Source organism: Ruminococcus sp. SR1/5 (assembly GCF_000209835.1).
GTDB classification, from domain to species: Bacteria; Bacillota; Clostridia; order Lachnospirales; family Lachnospiraceae; genus Blautia_A; species Blautia_A fusiformis.
This window is the reverse complement of the sequence record NC_021014.1, coordinates 2,138,561-2,152,942: the sequence shown is the minus strand read 5'-3', so window position 1 is coordinate 2,152,942 and position 14,382 is coordinate 2,138,561. Positions and strand designations below refer to the sequence as shown.

The window sequence follows — 14,382 nt, the reverse complement described above, 5'->3', positions numbered from 1 at the left end:
GGGACATGAATCCATAAAAACGCCATAATAATGTTTTTTCCAGTATAGAGGAAAAATGGATGCTGTGCAAGAGAAGTGCAGGATTTTTCACGAAAGATTTGACAACAGCGCTTTTACATACTAAAATGTACGCAGAGATTTTCTGCCGGGGCAGAGGCTTCCCGCTTCCGTGAAACTGTGGCTGTTTTTTGCGGAAGAGATTTTGCAGAGAATTCCTGACAGACAGAAATCGTTAACAGAAGAAACACAGCAACCGCAGATATGAAACTGTGCACAAAAAGAGGAGAAGCAAACTTATGAAAAAATATTGTGAGATGAGCAGGGAAGAGCTACTCGATTTAAAGAAAGAACTCGACCGTGAGTTCGACGAGATCAAAGCCGAAGGTCTGGCACTGGATATGTCCCGTGGTAAACCTGCACCGGATCAGCTTGATCTTTCCATGAAAATGATGGAAGTACTTGCAGGGGATGCAGATCTGAAATGTGAGACCGGTGTGGACTGCCGTAACTATGGAGTCATCGACGGAATCCCGGAAGCCAAGAGACTTCTCGGTGAGATGTCAGAGGTAGAGCCAGAGAACATCATCATCTATGGGAACTCCAGTCTGAACGTAATGTTCGATACCATTGCACGTTCCTATTCCCACGGAGTAATGGGAAATACACCATGGTGCAAGCTTGACAAGGTGAAATTCCTTTGTCCTGTACCAGGATACGACCGTCATTTCCGTATCACAGAATTTTTCGGCATTGAGATGATCAACATTCCGATGACTCCGGAAGGCCCGGATATGGACATGGTTGAGAAATATGTCAATGAAGATCCGGCAGTAAAAGGAATCTGGTGTGTTCCGAAATATTCCAATCCGCAGGGCTACACCTATTCCGAAGAAACAGTTAAGCGTTTTGCGCATCTGAAGCCGGCTGCACCGGACTTCCGTATTTACTGGGATAACGCTTACAGCATCCATCATCTCTATGATGACAATCAGGATTTCCTTCTTGAGATTCTTGATGAGTGTGCGAAAGCAGGAAATCCGGACATTGTTTATAAATTTACTTCTACCTCCAAGGTAAGCTTCCCTGGTTCCGGTATCGCAGCAGTTGCTGCATCCAAGGCGAACCTGGATGACTTCCGCAAATACATGACTGTACAGACCATCGGACACGACAAACTGAACCAGCTTCGTCACGTTCGTTTCTTCAAAGATATCAACGGACTGCATGAGCATATGAAGAAACACGCAGACATCCTTCGTCCGAAATTCGAGCTTGTTCTCGCAACACTGGATAAAGAGCTTAACGGACTTGGAATCGGTGAGTGGACCAAACCTCACGGCGGATATTTCATTTCCTTTGATTCTATGGAAGGCTGTGCGAAAGCCATCGTTGCCAAAGCAAAAGAAGCAGGCGTTGTTATGACTGGAGCGGGCGCAACCTATCCATATGGAAAGGACCCGAAAGACAGCAATATCCGTATTGCACCAAGCTACCCGAGCGTTGAGGAGCTTGGCAAGGCAGCAGAGGTATTTGTTCTCTGTGTGAAGCTTGTAAGTGTGGAAAAACTTCTGGAGAAATAAATCGATCACATCAGACTGCCCGGTATTTCAGCATGCGTAATACCGGGCAGTCATAACTATTGGAGAGAGCTCATGGATGAGGAAAAAGAAAAAATGAAAACAGGCAAAAAGTTGGTCATTGCACTGATCATGATCCTGCTGATCCTTACAGCAGGGGCTTATGGATATGGTGTACACTATTTTACAGATCATTTTTTGCCGGGATCTCAGGTGAATGGTTTTAACTGCTCCTATAAAACTGCAGATGAAACAGAAAAGCTTCTTGCAAAGGAAGTGCAGGCATATGTTCTTACCGTTGATACAAGAAACAACGGAAAAGAGAGCATTACCGCAAAAGAAGCCGGACTGGTCTACAAGCCGGGTGGCGGAGCCAAAAAGCTGATCAAGAAACAGGCCCGGTACAAATGGTTCCTTGCTTTTAATCAGAAGAAAAAATATACACTGGCAACGGATACTGCTTATGAAGATCAGAACAAGCTGACAGAGGCTGTGAAGAATCTGAAATGCATGCAGAAGGACAATATGGAAAAGCCTGCAGACGCATGCATTAAGGATAATGGCGAAACCTACGAGATCCAGCCGGAAAAAGAAGGAACGACCCTGGATACAAAAAAGGTTCAGAAGGTGATCCGTGCAGCTGTTTCCGCAGGAGACAAAACAGTTAGTCTGGAAAAGAAAAACTGCTACAAAAAACCATCGATATATAAAGACGATGAAGCTCTGAAAAAAGATTGTGACCAGATGAACAAGCTTACCAGCTGCGTGATCACCTATGATTTTTCGGACCGGTCGGAACAGCTTGACCGAAATACCATCAAAGACTGGCTGGTCAGGGACGCAAACGGAGATTATATAGTAAATAAAGATCAGGTTGCAGCTTATGTGAACAGCCTGGGATATAAATATGATACCTTTGGTTGCACGAGGACATTTACCACCTACGATGGCCGCCAGAAAACCATTAAAGGCGGTGATTACGGATGGGCTATCGATCAGACCGCAGAGACTGAATGGCTTTATAATGCCATTCTTGCAGGAACTACAGAAGTGAGACAGCCGGCGTATGCTTACAGCGGACTTTGCAGAGATACCAATGATATCGGAAATACATATGTAGAGATTGACCTGACCAACCAGAGAATGGTATTCTATAAAGACGGACAGCTTCTGGTAGATACACCGGTAGTTACCGGCTGTGTCCGAAAGGGCCATTCCACACCGACCGGATGCTTTGCACTGGATGCCATGCGTTCACCGGCAGTTTTGAAGGGACCTGGATATGCATCACCGGTTACATACTGGATGCCGTTTTCCGGAGGAGTCGGAATCCATGACGCAAGCTGGCGTTCACAGTATGGCGGGCAGATCTATATCACAAATGGTTCTCATGGCTGTGTAAACACCCCGAAGGATAAGGCGGCAATCATTTATAATAATATTAGTGTAGGAGTACCAATCGTAGTTTATGAATAAGAGATTAAAAGAAATATTAAAACAATACGAAAAAAGAAAACACAAGATCATCAAGGGAGATGAAAGTATGAATATCGTTGTATTGGCAGGCGGAACCAGTACAGAAAGAGAGATCTCCATCGTAACAGGAACCGGTGTCTGCAAGGCACTTCGTAAAAAAGGCCATAATGCCATTCTTGTAGATATTTTCTGCGGACTGGAGCCGGTGGACTGGGATGAGCCCTTTGGAGATAAAGATTATGAGGTAGATTCTGCGGCAGAGTATATGAGAAGCTTCGATGATGATATCGAAGAGATCAAACGAACAAGAAGAAGCTTTTTCGGACCGAATGTACTGGAATTGTGTCAGGCAGCAGACATTGTATTTATGGGACTTCACGGTTCCAACGGAGAGGATGGAAAGGTTCAGGCAACCTTCGATCTTCTGGGGATCCGTTACACAGGAACCGGATATTTAAGCAGTGCCCTTGCTATGGATAAGGGTCTCACCAAGAAGATCTTTCTCATGGATCAGGTACCGACACCGAAGGGCGTCTCCATGCTGAAAGAAAACTGTACAAGAAACATCCATGATCTTGGTATGGAATTTCCTGTTGTTGTAAAAACATGCTGCGGTGGTTCCAGCGTAGGTGTTTATATTGTAAACAACCAGAAAGAATATGAGGATGCCATTGATGGTGCTTATTCTTATGAAGATGAGGTAGTTGTTGAAGAGTATATCAGGGGCCGTGAGTTTTCCGTTGCAGTTGTAGACGGAAAGGCTTATCCGATCATCGAGATCGCACCGAAGCAGGGCTTTTATGATTACAAGAACAAATATCAGGCAGGCTCCACAGTAGAAACCTGTCCGGCTGAGATCTCACCGGAACTGACCGAGAAAATGCAGCATTATGCGGAAGCTGGCGCAAAGGCTCTCTGCATTGAGGGCTATGCACGTTTTGACTTCATGATGAAAGAAAACGGTGATATGTACTGCCTGGAGGCAAACACACTTCCGGGAATGACACCCACCAGTCTGATCCCTCAGGAAGCAAAGGTCCTGGGAATTGACTATCCGGACCTCTGTGAGGAACTGATCCGCATTTCTTTTAAGAAATACAGCAAATAAAATATCTGACCGTAACTCCTCCTGTTGACAGGAGGAGTTTCTGGCAAAAGAAAGGATTTTATTCATGAAAAATCTTACATTGGAAAATATCACAAAAGTCTGCAATGGTATTTACCACGGCCCGCAGGAAAAACTTCAGGAGGAAGTGACTGCGATCACAACGGACAGCCGTAAGGTGGAAAAAGGAGGTCTTTTTGTACCGGTAGTAGGAGAGCGTGTGGATGCTCACCGTTTTATCCCGCAGGTAATGGAAGCAGGTGCACTCGCGACCTTATCCGAGAGAACTCTTGAAGGGGCGGATCATCCGTATATCCAGGTAGGCTCCTCCCTTCAGGCAGTAAAAGACATTGCGGAGTTTTATCTGGAGCAGCTTGATATTCCGGTTGTGGGAATCACAGGAAGCGTTGGAAAGACCAGCACAAAAGAGGTGATCGCCTCTGTGCTGAAGGAAAAATACCGTACACTGAAAACCCAGGGGAATTTCAACAATGAGCTGGGACTTCCACTGACAGTATTCCGCCTTCGTGATGAAGATGAGATCGCAGTTCTGGAAATGGGAATCAGTGATTTCGGTGAGATGACCCGTCTTGCAAAGATCGCAAAACCGGACACCTGCGTGATCACAAACATCGGAACCTGCCATCTGGAAAACCTTGGGGACAGAGACGGCGTCCTGAAGGCAAAAACAGAGATTTTTCAGTATGTGAAGAGAAATATCGTACTTAACGGTGATGATGATAAGCTCTCCACAGTAAAGGAATACAACAGCATGCAGCCGGTATTTTTCGGAAACGGAGAAAATGCTTCTGTTACCTGTGAAAATGTGGAAAGCCGTGGCCTGAAGGGAATGAGCTGTGACATCTGTCTGAAGGGAAAAATGGCAGAGAACGGAGAGTTCCAGACATTTCATGTAGATATTCCAATGCCGGGACGTCATATGGTATCCAATGCACTGGCAGCAGCAGCTGTGGGCAGACTTTACGGACTGAATGCAGAGCAGATCAAAAATGGCATCGAAAGCCTGGAACCGGTCAGCGGAAGATTCAATATGATCGAGACCGATAAATTCATGATCGTAGATGACTGCTACAACGCAAATCCCATGTCCATGAAGGCGTCCCTGGATGTTCTTCAGGACGGACTTGGAAGAAAGGTTGCCATCCTTGGCGATATGGGTGAGCTTGGAACGGATGAAGCTGCACTTCATGAAGGTGTAGGCGTTCATGCAGGTCAGTGCAGGATCGATGCATGCATCTGCGTAGGACCACTTGCAGCCCATATCGCGGAAAAAGCATCTCAGACCAATCCGGACTTGACAGTCATCCGGGAAAAAGATCTGGAAAGCCTTCTTAAGAACCTGAACACATATGTGAAACCTGGAGATACCATCCTCGTAAAGGCTTCTCACTTCATGAAATTTGAAAATGTAGTCAAAGCACTGCAGGAAATGTAAAAAGACCGAAAACAGGGGCAGCATTTGACGAACGAAAATTCTTTCCAGTTAAGTTATATAGAAGTATAATATTCCTAAGGCGATGAGCAGTGCGGCTAAAGAACAAAAGCACGCTCAGGCACTGTGCGGCAGTGAAAAAGGGAGGGCTTATGCTGGAGATGATCATGAAGCTGAACATCCCGCTTTACGTCATGACATCCATGGGATGTATCGGCGGTCTGGGGATGCTGGCAACAAACCTTACCTACCGAAGAATGATCCGAAATACGCAGCGATTACAGAATCTCAAAGAAAAATGGCTGAACCTGTGGAAATCAAGGGACAGGCTCTGGCATCGGATGAACCGATTTGTGTGGTATCCGTCACTGTTTTGTACATTTCTTTTTGGAATGTCTGTTTTTCTCAACAGCAGACTGGGATACAGGGAAGGATTGTCTATGCTTTATCTTTATATAGGGGCGGCAGTGCCGGTAGTACTGCTTCTTCTTCGTCAGGCATTGGACTTTTCTTATAAGGAAGAGCTTGTGATGGCTTCTCTTGCAGATTATGTGGAACAGGTCCGTACCTGGGTGGAGGAAGTACCGGTCGCAGAAAAGCCGGATCCTGTTCTGCAGGAAGAAATCGTAGATAAGATCACCAGAAGTATCCGTCAGACGGCTGCTACCGGAAGTCACTTCAGCAAGATGCTTTCTCCGGAGGAGGAAGAGATCATGCGGGAGATCATACGGGAGTTTATGAATGCAGAGTAAAAACATATCCCGGTATATTTGAGAAAATACAGAAATGTACACAAAGATATTCCGGAATAAGGGAACCGGATGCAAAAAAACTCTCCGGCAGATACGATTCTCTGTATCCGCCGGAGAGCTTTTTTATGTATGCAGTTGTGTAAGATAAGGAATTTATCAGCTATACCTTATCACCCCATGGAGATCGGGCCGCCACGGAGCTTGCCGGCTGTGGTGATCCTCTTGATCGCAACCATGTAAGCTGCCATACGGAGCGTTACGTTTTTCTCCTGGCTGAGAGCATAAACTTCATTAAAAGCAGTAAGCGTGATCTTCTGAAATATACCTCCCAGATTGGGGATTTCTGAAAAAAGAGAACGCAGGATAAGCATTCGTGGCTTTCCTGCGTCCTTTTATATGTTACTCAGTCTTCCTCGATCACCTGGATCTCCAGGTAGTCGAATTCAATATGTTCAATGAAATTATCCTGATAAAAGCGGGCCTTATCATGCTTTTTGAAATCCCGCACTGTGGCATCCAGCCAGATAGGATTTCCCAGATCCATCTGATAACAGATTTCCTCAAGTCCGTGAAAGATCTTGTGGGTTCTGGTATCATCGCTGTCATCACAGACAACGGTGTCCTGAAGCATGCGATTGTCTTTCCATATTTTTCCCCATAAACGAAACATAAACAGTACCTCCGTATTGAAACTGCCACAGCCGGCAGAATATGAATATCCGTCCGATATGGTCTTCAGTATAGCGGATTTTGCAGGGAAAGTAAAGCACAGGGCAATAACGCTTGTACGCAAAACAATGCACCAGGTGTGTTCACTTTTATTGACTAATGTGTAAAAATCCTCTATAATAAACGAAATTATGAAAAAAAGAATCATTACAGATTGGAGGAAACGAAATGAAACTTTACGATACCGGCGTTTATTTTCAGAACGGACAGGAAATCATTCCCGAGAACCAGGCTGATCTGCCTGTAGCGAAAGAAGAGGCTGCTAAGAATACCATCGCATATTCTATTCTCAAGGCTCATAATAAATCCGATAACATGGAGAAACTTCAGATCAAATTCGATAAACTGACTTCCCATGATATCACATTTGTGGGAATCATCCAGACTGCAAGAGCTTCAGGACTTGAGAAGTTCCCGGTACCATATGTACTGACCAACTGCCATAACTCCCTCTGTGCAGTAGGCGGAACCATCAATGAAGATGACCACATGTTTGGTCTCACCTGTGCCAAAAAGTACGGCGGAGTTTATGTACCGCCTCATCAGGCAGTTATCCATCAGTTTGCAAGAGAAATGCTTGCAGGCGGCGGAAAGATGATCCTCGGTTCCGACAGTCATACAAGATACGGAGCACTTGGAACCATGGCTATGGGAGAGGGCGGACCGGAGCTTGTAAAACAGCTTCTCTGCCAGACATACGATATTAATATGCCAGGAGTAGTTGCTATTTATCTGAAAGGTGCTCCACGTCCGGGTGTAGGACCGCAGGATGTAGCGCTTGCCATCATCGGCGAGGTTTTTGCCAACGGCTATGTGAAGAATAAGGTTATGGAGTTCGTTGGACCAGGCGTTGCCAGCTTAAGCGCAGATTTCCGTATCGGTGTTGATGTTATGACAACAGAAACCACATGTCTTTCCTCCATCTGGCAGACAGATGCGAAGATCGAGGAATTCTATGCGATCCACGGAAGACCGGAGGATTACAAAGAACTGAAACCGGGCAACGTTGCATACTATGACGGCTGTGTAGAGATCGACCTCAGTGAGATCAAACCAATGATCGCAATGCCGTTCCACCCAAGTAACACCTACACCATCGATGAGCTGAAGGCAAACCTTGACGATATCCTTGCAGATGTGGAGAAGAGAGCACAGGTAAGCCTTGACGGAAAGATTCCGTTCACATTGAGAGACAAGGTAGTTGATGGCAAGCTTTATGTTGAGCAGGGCATCATCGCCGGCTGTGCAGGCGGTGGATTCGAGAATATCTGCGCTGCAGCAGATATCCTCAAGGGCAAAAATATCGGCCATGATGCCTTCACCTTAAGTGTATACCCGGCAAGTACTCCAATCTACATGGAACTGGCTAAGAATGGTGTTCTTGCAGAACTGATCGGAACAGGCGCAGTTGTGAAAACTGCATTCTGCGGACCGTGCTTCGGTGCCGGAGATACACCTGCAAACAATGCATTCAGTATCCGTCATACAACCAGAAACTTCCCGAACCGTGAAGGCTCCAAGATCCAGAACGGTCAAATCTCTTCGGTTGCACTTATGGATGCACGTTCCATTGCAGCTACAGCAGCAAACAAGGGATTCCTTACCTCAGCAGAGGAGTTCGACGGAAGCTATTCCGAGCATAAATACTACTTCGATAAGTCTATCTACGAGAACCGTGTATTTGACAGCAAGGGCGTGGCAGATCCAAGCGTAGAAATCCAGTTTGGACCGAATATCAAAGACTGGCCGGAGATGGCTGCACTTGCAGACAACCTGATCCTGAAGGTTGTTTCCGAGATCCACGATCCGGTTACTACCACTGACGAGCTGATCCCGTCCGGTGAGACATCCTCCTATCGTTCCAATCCGCTTGGACTTGCAGAGTTCACACTGTCCAGAAAGGATCCGGCTTATGTTGGCCGTGCAAAAGAGATCCAGGCAGCACAGAAGGCGATCCAGGCAGGTAACTGCCCGGCAGAGGCTGTTCCGGAACTGAAACCGGTTATTAAAACCATCAACAAGACTTATCCGGATGTAGATAAGACCAACCTTGGCGTAGGAAGTACTATCTTTGCAGTGAAACCGGGCGATGGCTCTGCCAGAGAGCAGGCTGCATCCTGCCAGAAGGTACTTGGCGGCTGGGCAAACATTGCCAATGAGTATGCAACCAAGAGGTATCGTTCCAATCTGATCAATTGGGGTATGCTTCCATTCCTGATCCCGTCCGGAAATCTTCCGTTCAAGAACGGTGATTATCTGTTCTTCCCGGGAATCCGCAAGGCGGTTGAGGAAAAAGCAGACGTGATCAAGGGATATACTGTTGAAGGTGATTCTTTGAAGGAGTTCGATGTAACTCTGGGTGAGCTGACAGATGATGAGAGAGAGATCATCCTTAAGGGTTGTCTGATCAATTATAATCGTAAATAGATGCAGGGATTGAACATATGTAGAGCGTGAAGGCGTTGGAGCTGTGTTCATGAATATGCTGCAGAGCGGAATATAGTAATTTAAGAATTTCCGTGTTGTTTTGCAGACTGGTGACCGTTTTAATCGAGGTTGCCGGTCTGCTTTTTTACTTTTAAGGTTATGGATACTTATTTATGGGATGTGGATGATGCGGACGCGTGAGGTGTCCTGTGGGGAGCAGAGGCTGTCGTTTCGCCTGGTCATACTAAGCGTCTGAGGCAACCTGTGAAAAGGCCGGCCCATAACTCGCCATGTACGCTGATGCGTACCTGGCTCAGACAGATGGGCCTTATTCTGCGGCCTGTATCCGCAGAATACCTTTCCACAGGTCACCTCAGCCGCCAAGTATGACCAAAGGCTCACTCCGAATCCCCTGCTCCCCACAGGACACCTCACGCTGACATTCCCAGAGACAAATCCCAGCCCCGGTAAAAATATCAAGAAAAGCTTAACAAATGATGACCGTCTCAACACTCTTCGTTATTTAATTTTCTTCCTCTTCGTTCTTTCGAATAAAGTTTATCTCAATCCCCTGCAAATATTGCAAAGTACAAACATTGCAATGTTTGCAGGGCCAATACAGTCACACAGAAACTTTTCTAACTAACTTTCCATGTTCGAAAGTCAGGCCGGGAAGGACGGGAGGGGCGGGTGACTCTGCAGGAGTCGTAGTACTTCTTAGGCCGCGGGGAGGCTGCGTTGCTGGAAAAATCCCAGCTGTTTGAGCGTTAGCGAGTTCTGGGATTTTTTCAGCGGTTTTAGCAGAATTCCCGCAGCCTTAGAAGCACTAGATCTCCGAAGCCTCACCCGCCCCTCCCGTCCTTCCCGGCCGTCCGTTCGCAACATACCCTCCCGTTCTTCACAACTTCACAACAGCATAAATTAACAGAAAATAATAAAAAATACAAACAAATTATAAAATATAAACACATAATAAAACAAATAAATAAAAATAATAGCATAAAAACACAAAAATGTATTGACAAATACTCGCAACGATGTTATTATAAGACCATCAAAAACAACAAGAGAAAAACAAAAAGAAAATCATTCAATTCATAGCATAGATGCACATGAAGGATGAAGAAAGGAAAAGGTGATTCCAGTGGGAACATAAACAAACACCATCATCAATATGAGAGTGACAGGAACCGAATTTCCTGCAAGAAAGACCTGATACAGATCACATATGATACACCTTAAGAAAACAGAAGTTTCTTTTATGAAATATAAATAAGATCCTCTTAAATCTTACTTATATTTTAAGAAATCAGAAACAAAAGGAAATCAGTATTTCAGGTAATATAGAATCGGTAACTCATATTGAACAACTGTCACACACCTGATACAAAGATTTCAGGAAATATGTAAAGAAATATTTCCCGAAAGAGTAAAACCCTCAACTCACCGGTTCGTTGGAAAGAAGAGATTCCAAGAACAAACGTGAAGATGAGAACGATACTTTGAAATGCATATCAGAACCATTAGGATATGGATTGAAGCTTTGCATCAGAAGAATATCTGAGAGGATATTAAAACAGAAGAATCGGGCAGGAACTTTTTTCCAGGATACTTTAAAGAACTGCAGAGGAGAAAATCCCAATAGGTCGATTTGAATCAGCAGATCGCAAAGTACAGAGATGACAAATGGTTTTGAATTTAAGAAGTTAAGTCCAGAATTGTTTAGTGAACAGGAAAAAGTATAACCACCGAAATTCTTCAGATAAACAGGAAATCAAACATCGTAAAAAATGATTTCTGATCTATAAAACTTTCTAAATAATCGAAGAGATATACTTACATATATCAGTCGTTTATGAGCAGGAAATAAAAAAGAAGAGAGAATCTGAAAAAGAAAAATTTCAAAATTGAATAAAGAGAATCGAAATTATTTTATAAAGTATATAAAATCAAAGATTTCGATTGATAAGTATAATAAGTATAACAAGAAAACTTTATTCGAAAGAACGAAGAGGAAGAAAAATTGAATAACGAAGAGTGTTGAGACGGTCATCATTTTTGGAAACTGTAAAAGTAAAAAAAGTGATGACCGTCTCGTTGTGTATATAAGATTGCATATATTAAGTATATAACCGTTCCGAAAAGCCCTGGATAAAATAATATGATCCGAGCAGAGAGCAAAATTTTCGATCAGAGATTTTCCGAACAGTTATATTTATCAGTTGCCATCAAAAACATCATCAGTTATACTTCTGTGAGAAAGGAAGTAAGATGAGAAAATATGTGGAATTATCAGATTGAAGAAAATATTTTATATGAAGACAAAGAGATCCTTGTGTGCAGAAAAACAGCAGGAATGCCGGTGCAGGCAGCAAAAATAGGAACAATGGATATGGAAAGTGCCCTGAAAAATTATCTGGCACAAAAAACACCGGGAAAGATCCCATATCTGGGAGTAGTACATCGCCTTGATCAGCCAGTAGAAGGCATTCTTGTATTTGCGAAAACATCCGAAGCAGCAGGAAATTTGAGTAAACAGATGATGGCAGGAGGCGCCGGAAAATATTACCTGGCAGTAACAGAGGGAAAAGCAAAGAGCTCAGAAGGGACTCTTACAGACTATCTGAAAAAAAATGGAAAAGCCAACATGTCTCAGGTGGTGTCTGCCAATACACCGGGAGCAAAAAAAGCGATCCTTCACTATAAAGTTCTGGATCAGCAGGAGATAAACGGAAAATCCCGGACACTTCTTAAGATCAGGCTGGAAACAGGTCGGCATCATCAGATTCGTGTGCAGCTTTCTCATGAGGGACTGCCCATTCTAGGAGACCGGAAATATAATCCTTCGGGAGAAAAAGGTACATCACTGGGACTTTGTTCCAGTTGTCTGGAATTCAAACACCCCAGAACAGGAAAAATGATGAAGTTTGAAACAGAGCCACAGGGAAGCGCATTTTTTGGATTTTGTGAAAAAAGTGTAAAAACTCTGGACGGAAATACGAAAAAGTGTATAATGTAAAAAGCAAGTAACCAAATGTAAGATTTTTGTAAAGTATAAGTTACTGTGGATGGACAAGGCAGACGATAAAGAACATAGAGAACAGTAACCAGCGAGGAAGAGGAGATTACAATGAAAAGAGCTGCAGTAGCGTCAGCAGCCTTGTTGGCTGTGGCAACCCTGCTGACAGGCTGTCAGAAAGAAGAAGTAGAAAAGCTTGTTGCACCGATTGTAGCAGATGTCCAGGAAACCCCTGAAGCAACCGAAGTGGAAGAAGAAAAAAGCCCGCTGATCCCTGAGATCGATGACACTCTTTCTATTGAAGAAGGTGCCAGAATAGCTGTTGTCAGCAAAAGCAAAAAAGGCGAGTTCTGGAATAAAGTAAAAGAAGGAATGGAAGCTGCTGTCAAGGATGTAAATGAGGCGTATGGTTTCAAAAAAGACAAGCAGATCACGATGACCTTTGAGGGTCCGGATGATGAAGAGGACGTAGAAAGTCAGATCAATACTCTTGATGCAGTAATCGCTGAGAATCCATCTGTAGTGTGTCTTTCTGCCGGAGATGTGGATTCCTGTCAGGCACAGCTGGAAGCAGCGAAAGAGAACGGAATTCCGGTGGTCGCATTTGATTCCAATGTCAGTGATACGAAGCTGGTCAGAGCTTTCCGTGGAACAGACAATACACAGATCGGCAAATATGCAGCATATAAGCTTGGCAGCGCCATTGGAAAAATGGGAAATGTGGCTGTTTTTTCCGCACAGGAGAAAACACAGAGCGCGCAGGAGCGTGTAAAAGGATTTCTGGATAATATTGCAAATTATACGGATATTAAAGTGGTGGAAACCGTATATTCTGACCAGGTTGATGATATGAAGGAAGCCATGAAGGAAGTTCTGGATAAATATCCGGCATTGGATGGTGTTTTCTGCACCAATGCCGAGGTTTCTGAAATGTTTCTGGAGGTAAATAAGGACACAGGAGAAAATAAAGTTGCTATGGTAGGCGTAGATGCAACCAGCAAACAGCAGGAAGCGATCCAGAAAGGGGAAGAACTGGGAGTGCTTTCACAGAATCCTTATGCGATGGGATATCAGACCATGTGGGCGGCTATTCAGTCTACTGCACCGAAGAAGGAAACAAAGATTGATAAGAAGGTTTTACTTGATCCGATATGGATTGATGCTGAGAATATCAAAAGCGAAGACATTGCAAATTACCTGTACAATTAACAAATAGAACAGATAGCCACTGTAGGTCGGGTGAATAGGTTAGTCCGCATTCACCGTCTGTTCATAATTGAAAGCCATCAGTCTGATGAAGATGTAAAAAACATTTTCATCGGGCTGATGGCTTTTTTGAATAAAAATAAAAAATATGAATAGAATAAACAAATAAAAAGTGTGCGAAAAAATGGCAAAAATATAACATATATGACGACTTTTTGACACAATACAAATAAATTTATCGTTAAATTGCATAACAAACATTGTTTTGAAAAAGCGATTGTGGTACAATTTGGATATGCAGAGAGGCGGTGATCAGATGATCCAAGAAACGATCAAGGCAGTGAAAGAGGCGGAGGCAAAAGCACAGCAGAAGATAAAGGATGCATCCGTCCGTGCACAGAGTATCATCAGCGAAGCTGAGAAAGAGGCAGAGAATATTATCAGAAAGGCGGAAACAGCCGCCGGCGAACAGGCGGCATCTGATATGAAAGTAGCCGAAGAACGTGCACACAGTACAGAGAACACTGTCGTTGGACAGGCGGAGGAAGAGCTTGCAGCTTTGAAAAAGAAAGCGGAGTCGAAGCACGAGCAGGCAATCCAGACAGTAATGGACAGTTTGTTCTGAGAGGGGGAGTGCG

General features: G+C 44.2%; 11 protein-coding genes. 9 read left to right on the top strand and 2 right to left on the bottom strand.

Going from position 1 to position 14,382, the window contains the following annotated elements; all coding sequences use genetic code 11:
* The first annotated feature begins 296 nt into the window (after window positions 1–296).
* From CK1_RS10800 to CK1_RS10780, 5 genes are all read left to right on the top strand, one after another.
* Window positions 297–1,580, top strand: a complete 1,284-nt coding sequence (locus CK1_RS10800) for an aspartate aminotransferase type Ic (RefSeq protein WP_015526273.1) — start codon at window positions 297–299, stop codon at window positions 1,578–1,580.
* Window positions 1,581–1,652: 72 nt separating this feature from the next.
* Window positions 1,653–3,053 (top strand): L,D-transpeptidase family protein, encoded by a 1,401-nt coding sequence (locus tag CK1_RS10795; RefSeq protein ID WP_015526272.1) that lies wholly within the window; start codon window positions 1,653–1,655, stop codon window positions 3,051–3,053.
* Window positions 3,046–4,161 (top strand): D-alanine--D-alanine ligase family protein, encoded by a 1,116-nt coding sequence (locus CK1_RS10790; RefSeq protein WP_015526271.1) that lies wholly within the window; start codon window positions 3,046–3,048, stop codon window positions 4,159–4,161. The genes CK1_RS10795 and CK1_RS10790 overlap by 8 nt, the downstream gene beginning before the upstream one ends.
* A 64-nt stretch (window positions 4,162–4,225) precedes the next feature.
* Window positions 4,226–5,614: a UDP-N-acetylmuramoyl-tripeptide--D-alanyl-D-alanine ligase gene (locus CK1_RS10785; protein ID WP_015526270.1), complete on the top strand. Its 1,389-nt coding sequence runs from the start codon at window positions 4,226–4,228 to the stop codon at window positions 5,612–5,614.
* Between the two features lie 149 nt (window positions 5,615–5,763).
* The gene (locus CK1_RS10780; protein ID WP_015526269.1) at window positions 5,764–6,363 is read left to right on the top strand and encodes a hypothetical protein; all 600 of its coding nucleotides are present in this window, start codon (window positions 5,764–5,766) and stop codon (window positions 6,361–6,363) included.
* A gap of 170 nt (window positions 6,364–6,533) precedes the next feature.
* On the opposite strand, the gene CK1_RS10775 is transcribed toward CK1_RS10780, so the two are convergent.
* Together CK1_RS10775 and CK1_RS10770 are read right to left on the bottom strand one after the other, a co-directional pair.
* On the bottom strand, window positions 6,534–6,734 hold the full coding sequence (locus CK1_RS10775) for a hypothetical protein (protein ID WP_015526268.1): 201 nt from the start codon (window positions 6,732–6,734) through the stop codon (window positions 6,534–6,536).
* Between the two features lie 32 nt (window positions 6,735–6,766).
* The gene (locus tag CK1_RS10770) at window positions 6,767–7,033 is read right to left on the bottom strand and encodes a hypothetical protein (RefSeq protein ID WP_015526267.1); all 267 of its coding nucleotides are present in this window, start codon (window positions 7,031–7,033) and stop codon (window positions 6,767–6,769) included.
* A gap of 227 nt (window positions 7,034–7,260) precedes the next feature.
* Here CK1_RS10770 and CK1_RS10765 point away from each other — a divergent pair, with 227 nt between their 5' ends.
* The 4 genes from CK1_RS10765 to CK1_RS10750 all read left to right on the top strand — a co-directional run bounded on the left by CK1_RS10765 (window position 7,261) and on the right by CK1_RS10750 (window position 14,369).
* Complete coding sequence (locus tag CK1_RS10765; protein WP_015526266.1) at window positions 7,261–9,519, top strand: hydratase; 2,259 nt, start codon at window positions 7,261–7,263, stop codon at window positions 9,517–9,519.
* A gap of 2,281 nt (window positions 9,520–11,800) precedes the next feature.
* A complete protein-coding gene (locus tag CK1_RS10760; protein ID WP_015526263.1) occupies window positions 11,801–12,538 on the top strand; it encodes an RluA family pseudouridine synthase in 738 nt (245 codons plus the stop codon).
* 111 nt (window positions 12,539–12,649) lie between these two features.
* Window positions 12,650–13,747, top strand: a complete 1,098-nt coding sequence (locus CK1_RS10755) for a substrate-binding domain-containing protein (RefSeq protein WP_015526262.1) — start codon at window positions 12,650–12,652, stop codon at window positions 13,745–13,747.
* Between the two features lie 313 nt (window positions 13,748–14,060).
* The gene (locus tag CK1_RS10750; RefSeq protein WP_015526261.1) at window positions 14,061–14,369 is read left to right on the top strand and encodes a V-type ATPase subunit subunit G family protein; all 309 of its coding nucleotides are present in this window, start codon (window positions 14,061–14,063) and stop codon (window positions 14,367–14,369) included.
* The last annotated feature ends 13 nt before the right edge of the window (window positions 14,370–14,382 follow it).

Coding starts and splice junctions, on each gene's coding strand:
- CK1_RS10775 (WP_015526268.1), bottom strand. CDS start 6,734: ATGCTTATCCTGCGTTCTCTTTTTTCAGAAATCCCCAATCTGGGAGGT.
- CK1_RS10765 (WP_015526266.1), top strand. CDS start 7,261: ATGAAACTTTACGATACCGGCGTTTATTTTCAGAACGGACAGGAAATC.
- CK1_RS10760 (WP_015526263.1), top strand. CDS start 11,801: ATGTGGAATTATCAGATTGAAGAAAATATTTTATATGAAGACAAAGAG.
- CK1_RS10790 (WP_015526271.1), top strand. CDS start 3,046: ATGAATAAGAGATTAAAAGAAATATTAAAACAATACGAAAAAAGAAAA.
- CK1_RS10770 (WP_015526267.1), bottom strand. CDS start 7,033: ATGTTTCGTTTATGGGGAAAAATATGGAAAGACAATCGCATGCTTCAG.
- CK1_RS10785 (WP_015526270.1), top strand. CDS start 4,226: ATGAAAAATCTTACATTGGAAAATATCACAAAAGTCTGCAATGGTATT.
- CK1_RS10755 (WP_015526262.1), top strand. CDS start 12,650: ATGAAAAGAGCTGCAGTAGCGTCAGCAGCCTTGTTGGCTGTGGCAACC.
- CK1_RS10800 (WP_015526273.1), top strand. CDS start 297: ATGAAAAAATATTGTGAGATGAGCAGGGAAGAGCTACTCGATTTAAAG.
- CK1_RS10750 (WP_015526261.1), top strand. CDS start 14,061: ATGATCCAAGAAACGATCAAGGCAGTGAAAGAGGCGGAGGCAAAAGCA.
- CK1_RS10795 (WP_015526272.1), top strand. CDS start 1,653: ATGGATGAGGAAAAAGAAAAAATGAAAACAGGCAAAAAGTTGGTCATT.
- CK1_RS10780 (WP_015526269.1), top strand. CDS start 5,764: ATGCTGGAGATGATCATGAAGCTGAACATCCCGCTTTACGTCATGACA.